General features: G+C 61.2%; 9 protein-coding genes. 5 read left to right on the plus strand and 4 right to left on the minus strand.

Translation table 11 applies throughout. The features are described 5' to 3' along the window. The first annotated feature begins 152 nt into the window (after positions 1-152). The 5 genes from aceE to R2940_16890 all read left to right on the plus strand — a co-directional run bounded on the left by aceE (position 153) and on the right by R2940_16890 (position 7,418). Positions 153-2,813, plus strand: coding sequence for a pyruvate dehydrogenase (acetyl-transferring), homodimeric type (aceE, locus tag R2940_16870; GenBank protein MEZ4601463.1), 2,661 nt, complete (start codon positions 153-155; stop codon positions 2,811-2,813). 76 nt (positions 2,814-2,889) lie between these two features. Beyond that, on the plus strand, positions 2,890-4,242 hold the full coding sequence (locus R2940_16875; GenBank protein ID MEZ4601464.1) for a 2-oxo acid dehydrogenase subunit E2: 1,353 nt from the start codon (positions 2,890-2,892) through the stop codon (positions 4,240-4,242). A gap of 72 nt (positions 4,243-4,314) precedes the next feature. Further along, positions 4,315-5,742, plus strand: a complete 1,428-nt coding sequence (gene lpdA, locus R2940_16880) for a dihydrolipoyl dehydrogenase (GenBank protein MEZ4601465.1) — start codon at positions 4,315-4,317, stop codon at positions 5,740-5,742. Further along, positions 5,739-6,701, plus strand: a complete 963-nt coding sequence (locus R2940_16885) for an NADPH:quinone reductase (GenBank protein ID MEZ4601466.1) — start codon at positions 5,739-5,741, stop codon at positions 6,699-6,701. The genes lpdA and R2940_16885 overlap by 4 nt, the downstream gene beginning before the upstream one ends. A gap of 24 nt (positions 6,702-6,725) precedes the next feature. Continuing rightward, a complete protein-coding gene (locus R2940_16890; GenBank protein MEZ4601467.1) occupies positions 6,726-7,418 on the plus strand; it encodes a hypothetical protein in 693 nt (230 codons plus the stop codon). 63 nt (positions 7,419-7,481) lie between these two features. Here the strand turns inward: R2940_16890 and R2940_16895 are convergent, their stop codons facing one another. The 4 genes from R2940_16895 to R2940_16910 all read right to left on the minus strand — a co-directional run bounded on the left by R2940_16895 (position 7,482) and on the right by R2940_16910 (position 12,716). Further along, positions 7,482-8,111 carry a hypothetical protein gene (locus tag R2940_16895; GenBank protein MEZ4601468.1) on the minus strand — a complete coding sequence of 210 codons (630 nt, stop codon included), beginning with the start codon at positions 8,109-8,111 and terminating at the stop codon, positions 7,482-7,484. Positions 8,112-8,192: 81 nt separating this feature from the next. Next, on the minus strand, positions 8,193-10,745 hold the full coding sequence (locus tag R2940_16900) for a CARDB domain-containing protein (GenBank protein MEZ4601469.1): 2,553 nt from the start codon (positions 10,743-10,745) through the stop codon (positions 8,193-8,195). Positions 10,746-10,758: 13 nt separating this feature from the next. Then, the gene (locus R2940_16905; GenBank protein ID MEZ4601470.1) at positions 10,759-11,418 is read right to left on the minus strand and encodes a hypothetical protein; all 660 of its coding nucleotides are present in this window, start codon (positions 11,416-11,418) and stop codon (positions 10,759-10,761) included. Positions 11,419-11,468: 50 nt separating this feature from the next. Continuing rightward, complete coding sequence (locus tag R2940_16910; GenBank protein ID MEZ4601471.1) at positions 11,469-12,716, minus strand: hypothetical protein; 1,248 nt, start codon at positions 12,714-12,716, stop codon at positions 11,469-11,471. Positions 12,717-12,741 lie beyond the last annotated feature (25 nt).

Genomic DNA, 12,741 nt, shown 5'->3' on the forward strand with positions numbered 1-12,741 from the left:
GGAAAGTGAATCTCCCAGCCGGTAAACCTCGAAAACCTGACGGAAAATGGTATCCTATGTTCAGTCTGTGGTTCCTGTCCAGAAACAGGGATTAATTTATGTAATGGCAAGGCGAATGCCGCCGTTGAATAACGACCGTCCAGAGGAGACCCATGAGCTCTTATTACAAAGATCCTGATCCCGCGGAAACCCGTGACTGGCTGGAGTCTCTCGAAGCCCTGATCGAGGTCGAGGGCGAGGAGAAAGCGGATTATCTGCTGCGTCGCCTAACCGAGAAAGCGCGTGCCCTGGGAGTGACCACATCTCCCGGGATTCTCACCTCCTACAGCAACACCCTGCCGCCGGATTCAGCAGACAGGATGCCGGCCGATGAATCCCTGGTGGCACGGAATGTCGCCGCCTATGTGCGCTGGAACGCCATGGCCATGGTCGCCCGGGCCAATCAAGGGGATCGGGGGCTGGGGGGGCATATCGCCACCTACAGCTCGATTTCGGCCATGTACGAGGTCGGGTTCAACTGGTTTTTCCGGGGACCGGACGCGGAGAACGGTGCCGACCTGATCTATTTCCAGGGACACAGCTCTCCGGGGGTCTATGCCCGCGCTTTTGTCGAGGGCCGGCTGGAAGAGGAGCATCTGGATAATTTTCGCCAGGAAGTCCGGGGGCGGGGACTCTCATCCTATCCCCATCCCTGGCTGATGCCCCAGTTCTGGCGTTTCCCCACCGTCTCCATGGGACTCGGTCCCATCATGGCTATCTACCAGGCCCGCTTTATGAAATATCTCGACAGTCGGGGACTTAAGCCGGCTGGAGACCGAAAGGTGTGGGTGTTCCTGGGCGACGGAGAAACGGACGAGCCGGAAGCCCTTGGCGCCATCTCCCTGGCCTCGCGGGAAAATCTCGACAACCTGATCTTCGTCGTCAACTGCAACCTGCAGCGGCTCGATGGGCCGGTGCGGGGCAACGGCAAGATCATCCAGGAACTGGAAGGAAGATTCCGAGGCGCCGGCTGGAATGTGATCAAGGTGATCTGGGGCACCGAGTGGGACGCGATTCTGCAGCGGGATACCGAAGGGTTGCTGCTGAGGAAGCTGGGCTCCCTGGTCGATGGGGATTTTCAGACGATTCATGCCCGCGGACCCAAATACCTCCGGGAAAAGGTGTTCGGCGAAGATCCCCGGCTCAAGGCCATGGTTGAGGATATGAGCGATCAGGAGCTCTGGCAGATGAGCCGCGGCGGACACGATCCACGAAAGGTCTATGCCGCCTTCTCCGCGGCTGTCCGCCATACCGGACAGCCGACCGTCATCCTGGTCAAAACCGTCAAGGGGTTCGGGCTGGGTAAAGGGGCCGAATCGGTCATGGCCTCCCATGGGGTGAAAAAGCTCGACCCCGAGGCCCTCAAGGTGTTCCGCGACCGCTTCCATGTCCCCCTCGAGGATGAGGAGCTGGAAGACCTGCCCTTCATCCGGCCGCCGGAGGGCAGCCCCGAGGACCGCTTTATCAAACAGCGGCGCAAGGCGCAGGGCGGACCGGTGCCGCTCCGGCGGACCGACAATATCCCCCTGTCCGCTCCGCCTCTGTCCGCCTTCGAGAGTATCCTCGCCCCCTCCGGGGACCGGGAGATCTCCACCACCATGGTTTATGTCCGACTGCTCGGAGCTCTGGCCAGGGAGGAGAGCGTTGCCGAGCGGATCGTGCCGATCGTCCCCGACGAGGCCCGGACCTTCGGCATGGAGGGCCTGTTCCGGCAATTGGGGATCTATGCCCCCGCCGGCCAGCTCTATGAGCCACAGGATGCGGAGGCCTTCGCCTGGTACAAGGAAGATCCGAAGGGCCAGATTCTGGAGGAAGGGATCACCGAAGCGGGCTCGGCCTCGTCCTGGATTGCGGCGGGCACCGCCCATACCCATCATGGCCTGCCGATGATCCCCTTCTACGCCTTTTATTCCATGTTCGGCTTCCAGCGCATCGGGGACCTGCTCTGGGCGGCCGCCGATTCACGGGCCCGCGGTTTTTTGATGGGCGCCACCTCGGGGCGGACCACCCTGAACGGGGAGGGGCTGCAGCATCAGGACGGGCAGAACCTGCTTTTCGCATCGGCCTTTCCCACCTGCCGGGCCTACGATCCGACCTTCGCCTACGAACTCGTGGTGCTGATCCAGAATGGCATCCAGCGGATGTACGAGCAGGGGGAGGATATCTTCTACTACATCACCCTGCTCAACGAAAATTACTCCCATCCGGCGATGCCGCAGGATGCCGAGGAGGACATCATCCAGGGAATGTACCTCTTCAGGCAGGGCGAGGAGGGATCTCCCCGGGTCCAGTTGATGGGCAGCGGGGCGATCCTGCGCGAGGTGATCGCCGCCGCCGACCTCTTGCGGGAGGATTTTGGCGTGCAGGCCGACATCTGGTCGGTGCTCGGCGTCAACCAGCTGCACCGGGACGGCATGCTGCAGGAAGAATGGAACCGCCTCCATCCCGACCAGGAGCCCCGACAGTCCCACGTAGAGAAGAAACTGCAGGGGCACGAGGGCCCGGCGGTTCTCGCCACCGACTACGTTCGGGCCTATGGCGAGCAGATCCGAAGGCTGGTCGGGCGGCCGATAACGGTGCTCGGCACCGATGGTTTCGGCCGCAGTGATTTCCGGCCGGTCCTGCGGGATTTTTTCAAGGTCGATCGTCGACATGTGGCGGTCGCCGCTCTGAAGGCGCTGGCCGACCAGGGGGTTCTTGAGGCCTCCACCGTCAGCGAGGCGATCGCGAAATACGAAATCGACCCCGAGGCAGGGTGCTCGGTGGAGCGTTAGGTTTTTCATTATCGGACCGATCGGTCGAATCCGACGGATCGGTCCGATCTTGCTGTTATCGAGAGGAGCCTGCCCTATGGCCATCAAGAAGATCACCGTCCCCGATTTCGGCGATATAGAGAGCATTGTCGTCGACATCTATGTTTCCTCCGGCGACCGGGTGGAGCAGGAGGATGCCCTGATCGCCCTGGAAAGCGAAAAGGCGGTGATGGATATCCCGTCGCCCCATGCAGGGGTGATCAAGGAGCTGCATGTCAAGGAAAACGACCAGGTGAAAAGCGGTGATCTAATCGCCGAGATCGAGGTCGAGGAGGAAGAGAAGGACGAGGAACCGAAAGAACCGGAACAGGTTCCGGAGGCAAAGGAAAAGGAGAAAAAAGAGAAACCGCCGAAAAAGCCCGAGGAAAAAAAGCCGCAGCCCGAGGAGGCGGAAAAAGAAGCCGAAGAAGAACCTGAAGCGGAGACCAAAGAGAAAAAAACTGAGGAGAAGGAGGCCGAAGAGTCGCAGCCCGTCGCCCGCCAGGAGCCGGGGGGCGTTTTTCACGCGACCCCCTCGGTACGCGCCTATGCCCGGGAACTCGGTGTCGAACTGTCCCGTGTGGAAGGCTCTGGCCCGAAAGGCCGCATTCTCCGGGAGGATGTGCAGTCCCTGGTGAAAAAGACCATGCAGGCGGGGGCGGGGGCCGAACAGTTCGCCCTGCCCGAAATCCCCCGGGAAGATTTCTCCAAGTACGGTCGGGTCGAGGAGCAGCCGCTGTCCCGCATAAAACAGGTGAGCGGGCCTCGGCTGCAAAAAAGCTGGGTTTCCGTTCCCCATGTCACCCATTTCGATGAAGCCGACGCCTCCGACCTGGAGGATTTTCGCAAACAGCTCAATGAAGAAGGCGAAGAGGGAGGGGTGCATTTCAGCCCCCTGTCCCTGATCGTCAAGGCCGTGGTGGCGACTCTCAGGGAGTTTCCCCTGTTCAACTGTTCTCTGGCCGCGGACGGCAAAAGTGTCATTCTCAAGCACTATTACCATATCGGCATTGCCGTGGACACGCCCCAGGGACTGGTGGTCCCGGTCATCCGGGAGGCCGATGTCAAGGGGGTGACGGAAATCTCCCGGGATCTGAAACGGCTGAGCACCGCGGCGCGGGAAGGCAAACTTAATCCGGCGGACATGCAGGGTGGATCCTTCACCATCTCCAGCCTGGGCGGCATCGGCGGCACCGGCTTCGCCCCCATTGTGAACGCACCGCAGGTGGCGATTCTCGGTCTGTCCCGTTACTATCAGAAGCCGGTCTGGGACGGCGAAAAGTTTGTCCCCCGGCTGACGCTGCCCTTTTCCCTGTCCTACGACCACCGGGTCATCGACGGGGCCGAGGCGGCCCGGTTCTGCCGGGCCCTGGCGCGGGACATCGAGGACCTGCGGCGGACGATGCTTTGATGATTTTCGATCGGACCGATCCGTCGGATCCGACCAATCGGTCTGATCACAATCACTTGCAGGGAGCACAACATGGCTGAAAAACTGGAATTCGATGTGGTTGTTCTTGGCGGGGGCCCGGGCGGCTATACGGCCGCCTTCCGCGCGGCCGATCTGGGGCTTTCGGTCTGTCTGGTCGAACAGCACCGGGCCCTGGGCGGGGTTTGTCTGCAGGTGGGCTGCATCCCCTCTAAGACCCTGCTGCACTGTGCCGAGGTCGCGGAAAAAGCCGAGGAGGCGGCCGAATACGGCATCGACTTCCCCCCCTTCGAGCTGGACCTGAACACCCTGCGCAACAAGAAGGAGCAGATCGTCAAACAGCTGGCCGAAGGGCTGGACCGGCTGTGCAAGGCTCGGAAAATTCGGCGCGTCACCGGCCGGGGGGTGTTTCAGGATGAGAGCACCCTACAGGTGGAGGGCGAAAAGGAGGACATCGAAATCAGCTTCCGCGACGCCATCATTGCCACCGGATCCCGTCCCGCGACTCTGCCGGAAAGCCCTGAGGACGCCCGCATCTGGGATTCCACCGCCGCCCTGGCCCTGCCCTTCGTGCCCCAACGTCTGTTGATTGTCGGCGGCGGCATCATCGGTCTGGAGATGGCGCAGATCTTCCGTTTTCTCGGCTCAAAAATCACCATCGTCGAGATGCAGGACCAACTTCTGCCTCCGGCCGATGTCGATCTGGTGCAGCCGCTGGCCCGCAAATTCAAGGACCGGTACCGGATTCTCACCGGATCCCGGTTGAACCGGATCGAGCCCCGGGACAACGGACTGCGGGTCAGTTTCGGCGGGCAGGAAAAGGAGGAGAAGGAGGAATTCGAGGCCGTTCTGGTGGCCATCGGCCGGCGGCCGAATGCCGAGGATCTGGGTCTCGAAAACCTCGGCCTGTCCCTGGACGATCAGGGCTGTATCCCTGTCGATGAGCGGCTGCGGACCGAAATCCCCCACATTTACGCCATCGGTGACGTAACGGGAGAGCCGATGCTGGCTCACCGGGCCAGCCACCAGGGGAAGGTGGCGGCCGAGGTCATTGCCGGTCAAAAATCGGCCTTCACGCCGATGGCCATCCCCGCTGTGGTCTACACCTATCCGGAAATCGCCTGGATGGGCATCACCGAAAAGGAAGCGAAGGAGCAGGGGCTGGAGGTCCTCAAGGGAAAATTTCCCTGGGGGGCGAGCGGCCGGGCGCTCAGTTCCGGCTCCGCCCTCGGCGTCAGCAAGGCGCTGTTCGACAAGGCCACCGGGCGGATTATCGGCGCCGGCATCTGCGGCAGCAATGCCGGTGAACTGATTCACGAGGCGGTGCTGGCCATGGAGATGGGGGCCGATGCCGAGGATATCGCCAGAACCGTGCACGCCCACCCCACTTTGTCGGAAACTTTCGCCTTGGCAGCGGAAGTCGTGGACGGCTCCATCACCGACATCATGCCGCCCGGGAAGAAAAAGGAGGACAAATCATGAAGGCGATCAGGGTCCATGAAACCGGAGGGCCGGATGTCCTGAAGCTTGAAGAAGTTCCCACCCCGGCGCCGCAGGAAAAAGAGGTTCTGGTGCGGATCGAGGCGATCGGGATCAATCCGGTCGATACCTACATCCGGTCCGGCAATTATCCCCTGGCCGGGGATCTCCCCTATACCCCGGGATTCGACGCCGCCGGCGTTATCGAGGCGGTGGGCCCCGGGGTCGGGCACCGAGAGGTCGGCGAACGGGTCTATGTCGCCGGCAGTCTCAGCGGCACCTACGCCGAATTCGCTCTCTGCCGGGAAGAGCAGGTCCACCCGCTGCCAGAAAAGATCTCTTTCTCCCAGGGGGCGGCCCTCGGGGTCCCCTATGCCACCGCCTGGTATGCCCTCTTTGTCCGTGCCCAGGCCCGGCCTGGAGATTTTTTGCTGGTCCACGGCGCCACCGGGGGCGTCGGCACCGCCGCGGTCCAGATTGGCCGGGCTGCCGGACTCATCGTCATCGGCACCGGCGGCAGCGAACCGGGGCGCAGACTGGTGCTGGAAAACGGGGCCCATCATGTTCTCGATCACGGCAGCAAGGGATACCTCGACCAGCTCACCGAACTGACTTGCGGTCATGGCATCGACGTGGTGCTGGAAATGCTGGCCAACGTCAATCTCGGCAGCGACCTCCGGATCATGGCCCCCCGCGGCCGGGTGGTCGTCATCGGCTGCCGCGGCACCATCACCATCGATCCCCGCGACGCCATGCGGAACAATATCGGCATTCTCGGCATGGTCCTTTTCAATGCTTCACCCGAGGAGCAGCGCCGCATGCACGCCGCCCTCATCGCAGGTTTGGAAACCGGCACCCTCAACCCGGTCATCGGCCAGGAACTGCCCCTCGCCGAAGCGGCCAGAGGCCACGAAAGAATCATGGAACCCGGCGCCTACGGGAAGATCGTGCTGGTGCCCTGAGTGTCGATCTGCTGGAGTTTTTTTGTGGCGAAAAGATTGAGTAAAGTCGGCTTGTTTTTTTTTGTCCCGCTGCTTCTGTTATCTGTCGGCTGTTCCACCCTGGGGCCGGAACAGCAGAGGGGCAGCATTATCATGGCCTTCCTCGAACGGCCTGACCGCTACGCCCTCTTTTCACCGACAACTCTTAAATCGGAAGATAAGTTAAAGTTCTTCGGATTGCAGGATGCCGGAGAAACCTTCAGCAGAGAGTTGCATCTGGGATGGCCGGTCGTCGGCCTGATGGAAAGCTTCCTGTCTTTCACACCCGGTTTGGCGTGCACCCGAATTGTGGAGTCCGCGGATGCACGCGGTCTGCCTCTTGGTCAGGAGGAATTCGTACTGTATTTCTACTCCGACTGGTGGCTGATCTATAGAAGACTTCCCCCCGATTTTTTTGAGAACCAACTTCAGGTCGGTGTTATCGCAAAGATGATCCCCCTCGGACAGGTTCTGGCCGGCAAGGGTCCCATAGCTTTTAAAACGGCGGCCTGGGAGGGGAAATGTCATTACAAGGCTTTCGACGGGGAATTCTTTAACCTTGAAGAATGGGCCGCAGCTGATGGATCCCGGCTGCGCCAGGGGATCAGGGCGGCCCAGGACTTTTGTGCGGAGAAACTATCCAGGGAATTCGCCGAAGAGTTAAGTTCGCTCGGTTTTGCAAACATTCAGAATGAATGATTATTTGCTGAACATAAGCCCCGCTTTTTGATAGCGAGGCTTTGCTGACACTGGTCCTTCCCATTATTTCCAGGCGGCCGCGTTCCGATCGGCCTGCGAGGCGTACTGCTGCAGTTTCTGACTCAAAGCCCGAGCCTTGGCGGCGGTCTCTTCAGCTGCCTTTCGAAAAGATTCCGTCGAGAAGGACGGCGTGCTCCCACCGGGGGCAACCTCGGTCCCGCCGATGTTGATGCCTCCCCAACTGATTCCTCCACCGGCCGCGTAATTGGCGATGCAGTGCCGAACCAGCTTTTCCATACACTGGTTGAGCGTTTCATTCCCGTTGCAGCCTGCCGCCGCCTGATCCTGCACACTGTAGGACTTCTCGGCGCAGGCTTTCTGGATCTCGGGCATCATGGCCACGCCCACTTCATACTCCTGGGCCTTGCCGGCCAACTCATGATACTGGCTGGCCAATTGTTCGAAATGGACGGGCAACACCAGTTTGGGGGCGACTGTGCGCATTTTTGCGGCCTGGTCGAGCTTGATCGGTTTCTGCATCGGCTTGAGTTCGTTGACCGCCTGGGGCTTTTTCAAAGTCTGATTCAGCTGGGGTTTTTCTTTCACCTGCATCTGGGGAGTTTCCGCCAGCGAAGGATGAACGGTCAGGCAGGTGAGGGTGATCATGCCGAGCAGAGAAACGATTTTTTTCATTATTTTCCTCCTTGGTTCCTGTTTGTTTGAATCATTGCCGGCGGAATGATCCGACCGGGAAAAAAGCGCTGCATGAATCGTTTATTTTGGAATAAGCAGAGGTTTCGTCTCAGGTTTCGCCCCGGTTCGATGCGGAAGGGTCGGGGACCGGGTCGGCAGAGTGGCCGGGGCGGTGGCGCTGCAGCTGCCGGTCATCCGGACCGTCAAGGCGGCCCGGTTGTTGCTCTCGTTGCTCTCCCCGACCTGCTGAAGACTGTCGAGTTGCCACTGCAGGGAGTGTGTCCCGGGATCAAGTTCGAGAATGGCCTCCACTTGGTGGGACTGGCCGGGAGCCAGGGGCGGCAAAGCTGTCATCCCTTTCACACCAGGCCAACCGATCTGGCTGGCGGGACTTGCCGCGCTGCCGGCATTCTTCACCGTCATCCGGATGGGAACCTGGCAGCGGCCCCCTGCGGCAGGTTTCAGAGTTGCCGCATCCAGGATCGTCGTTCCTGTCCACGGCACTTTTTTGCCGTTGATCTCCGGTCTGTTGTCCATCTGCAGGTCGGCGCTGCCCTGTTGGGTTACCGCAAGGGAGGCCTCCTTCGTCGCCGTAAGTTTCCGGGCGGTATCGGCGAGGGCCGGAGAAGTGGGAGGTTGCTGATTCGGGGGCAGTGTTCCGCTCATGACCTGTTGCTGTTGCTGCTGTTGCTGCTGGTGTTGCTGCAGCCCATTGGTGACCTGCACCTTCGCTGAGACGACAGCCAACTTGTCGGCCTGCACGGCAATCCTCTCCGCTTGGGAGATACGTGCCATCTCGTCTATTGGATTGGTGATCGGCCCGCTCGGATCAGTCAACTCCTGGATGCGGGAGAATTTGCTCTGCACGGGTTTGTCGGCTGCATTGGGCAATTCCATGTCGAACCAGATCCCGGGCGTGCTCAAACCGTCGATGCCGCCTGGCGGGGAGGAGAAGATCGGGTAAACATGGAAACCTGGCTGCGTGCTGGGCGGGCCGAACCCCCAGTCCCGCTGGGGCACCTCAACAGCCGTGCCGGCCACGACCAAAAGCGGATCGGGGCTCGGTATACCAAACAAACCGCCGATTTCTGAATCCTTGTTCAGAACCTCGACCGCGTCAGCGACCTTCCCTTCGAGTGCGACGTAATCCGCCGTCTTTTTGAGGGTACATTCAAGTACCTTGGTGGGAAGGTCGGCAAAGCTCTTCTGGTATTCGCGGTCGCAGGCGACCTGCTGGGTCGGTCGGGTGCATTCCATCTTGACCGGGGTGCCCGGGCCAAAGGCGAAGGACAGCGCCGGAGAAATCGTCTGACAGGGAATGGTCGAGCCGTGGGAAGTGAAGTAGGCCTGAATCAGGGCCGCCACCTCCTGGCCTACCTTGACCCGGCTGACCTGGCACTGCTGCTTCTGGCCGACATAATCCAGCAGGCCGGTGCATTTGCGAAACTTGTCGAGCGCATCGCAGACGATGGACTGGCCCGAGGAAACGCAAAGGTTCGCTTTGATGACGTCGGTGAACCCCTCGACGAACTTGTACTTGTTGCTGTCGAAATGCTCGCCGCACCACTCCTGATTGGAGCCGATCTGGAGTTCGGCCGCCGTTTCCGGGAAATGGGAGATCCAGCCATCGACCTCGTCGAAGGTGGAAAAGTGGGATTTGCAGCGGTCGAAAGCGGTGTCCCGCGGGGAAGTGCCGGACTGAATATAGCTGTTCGCGGCCAGACGGGCTACCGCATCGACCTTGTAATCGGCCCGCGCCGCCAGCAGTTCCGGCCAGACTTTATTGGTGATGTCGGCGGTCCAGGCGGCATCCACCGCCTGGGTATAGGCCCCGGCCGCGGTGGCGACGGAGTTGTCTATATGCGATTGCCAGGTCGCCAGTCCCCCCGGCATGCTCGAATAGATCTCGCTCGCCCAGGCCTTGGCCTGGACCCCGATTGCCCAGCGCAGGTTATCGAAAGCCTTGGGGGCATAAGTGTTCTCGCGCGCATCCACTCCGGCTTTTACCTGCTGGACGTAGAACATCTTGAGCAGGATGGCGTGCAGCGGCGGGCCGTCGTCGTCATCGCAAAAGCCGATGCCCTCGCAGATGGCCTCGCCGGCGCCGCTGATGGCGTCCCATGCGGCTTCGCCAACGTCAGCCAGGAAGGACAGCACGGCTCCCGCCCCTTCATAGAGACCCTTGGCGACCTCGTACAACTCCTCCAGGAGAGCGCATACGTCGCCGCCGCCGGCCAGGATCTGCACCGCCGCGCAGACGGCCGCCGCACCCAGGTGGTAGGCGGCGCTCCAGTAGTCGCCCTGCTTATAGGCGACATAGGCGTCGAGTGCCTGCCAGAATCCGCTTGGAATCTGTCCCCCTTCGGCGAGGGATTTGCCCGCCCCCGTGTCGTGGTACTGGTCGCTGCAGACCAGGACGTCGGAGCCGCTGGCGATGCAGCGGATGTAATCCCTTGAATCCGAAAGATAGGCGGAGCTGATCGGCAGATTGCCGGCCCCGACCTCATCCTCGATATCCTGGTACAGGCCGATGAAGGTGTCCAGTGCATCGGCCCTGGCGATCGGTGCGGCCGCACTCAGGGCGGCCAGGCCGAGGAACAGGGGCAACAATCGGAACAGGAAGAACTGTTTCATTTCGCCCTCCTCCTCAGCGCCGTTTCGCCGGCTTGGTACCAACGGGCACCACTCCGGTCCGGATGGCATGCTTCAGCTCGCCGACAGTGATTCGTTTGCCGCCGGGCGATTCCAGCACCGTATGATCAGGCTGGTTGAGCAAGGCTTTCCAGTCACTCTTCCCGGTGACCCTGGTGGCCCGCCCCGACAGATCGGGTCGCTGGTTCAGATTATTTATTGAGCGGCCCAGACGCTTTTCGATCTGGGGTTGGAGAAACCGCAGCTGGCCCACCGTCAGCCTGTGCCCGGAGGGCAGCTCTATCGTCTCGTTGTCGGGGTATTTGAGCGCCTCGGCAAGGGCGGTGGGGCTGTCGACCCGCTTGCCGGTGGCAGCAGGCTTGTGACGCAGTGGCGCAGGCACGATGGCCGTGGCCGGAGCGCTCCGCAAGCGCCGGGCAGCCTGGTCCATGCGCCGCAGTTCACCCAGACGAACCCTTTTTCCGTCGCTCAGCTCCACCTGATCGCTGTCAGGCCGGCTTGCAAGTGAGGACAGGCGCAGGTCGGGACTGATAGGGACGACATGGGGCCCGGCTGGTTGGACACCCAGGTCGGCCGCCTCTGTTGCGAGAGGAATCGTCATGATCGCCATGATCGAGATTGCAACTGCCGCTGCAGACAAAGAAAATTTTCCCATGGTACCTCCCATTGATGCTGCTCTTTCCTTGGACCTGTTGATGTCCTGACTTATTGAGTCGGTGCCTCAAGGACCGGCATCGCTTTTTCCTCGTCCGGTTGGGTTTGAGGGGGGTGGAAAAAAATTTGGCGGTAATGGCTCGCACCGATTCCCGTTTGGCCCCGGTACGCCTGCACCTGCCAGACGTAAGGCATTCCGGGAACGATCCGGCCGACATCGAAAATGCTCAGGGTATAGGAATTTTCCCTGGTCATCGATGCAAGCAGAGGTTTGCGGCCGCTGAAATCCTCGCGGGAGAGCTCCTGGGGAGTCATTCCGCTTTCCAGTCCGTAAAGCTGCAGATGGTAGATCACGTCGTCTCCCGCCGATTGCCAGGAGAAGGTCGGCAAATCTTCCGAAGACAGTTCGACCCGGGTCAGATTCGGGGGATCGAGCAGTTCGAGGGTGCCGAGGGGCGGGCCCGGGGGCGCCTCGGCCACATAGTAGAAAATGACCGGCTCGTCGAATCCCGTAAGGGGCTCGAGCACCTCGAATTCGACCCGGTGCAGTCCGCCGGCATAGGTGGGGAAAACCGGAGTGGTCGGACTTGCCAGGGCGATGTCCCGCTTTCCGGCCGGCAGGTAGCGGGTGACATGGGCGAGAACCTGACCGTCGACTTTCCATTGCCCCCGCAGGGTGCCGCCTCCGTTGTAGGTCAGGGTGGCGACGGCTCCCAGCCCCCGGCTGTTGCGGGGGACGGTGATCCTCCCGCCCGAGGAGGGGCGTGTCGGGTCCTGTCCGGGGGGATTGGTGAACTCCAGCAGCATATTCACCAGGGAGAACTGCCCCGCGGAAGAAGGCACGATCTGCAGTTCGACTTCCGAATCGGCCGGGAGCAGGTCCACGATCGACGGGGTGAAGGTTCGCCGGAAGAAAATACGGCTCTGGCCGAGTTCAAGGGCGGCGGTCATCACCCTGGCTGGGACGATGATGTTTTCCGTCGAACTCCCCTGATTGTTCACCAGATTGATGGTCAGGCTCCGGTTCCAGGTGCCGAGGAGGGTCCCTTCGCCGGTTTCGAATCGGCCCGCCGGGGAAGTGGCCTGAAAAGGCGGTGAATCGAGCTGAAAGGCGCGGTAGAAGACCGGGACGGAACTGTTTGCTTCGGGAACGATATTGGCAGAGGGCGGAGTGGCGGTCACCGTCAGGGCTGCCGCGACGGCAGGCAGCAGCGGGATAAGCAGCAGGCCGGCCAGGCGGCGGAAAAGAGCAGCTGCCGAGCACTTCAGTTGAAGGGAAAGAGAGCCTTTATCTATCATGGGTATCTCCAAAAAATGAGTATCA

The organism is Syntrophotaleaceae bacterium (assembly GCA_041390365.1).
Taxonomy (GTDB): Bacteria; Desulfobacterota; Desulfuromonadia; order Desulfuromonadales; family Syntrophotaleaceae; genus JAWKQB01.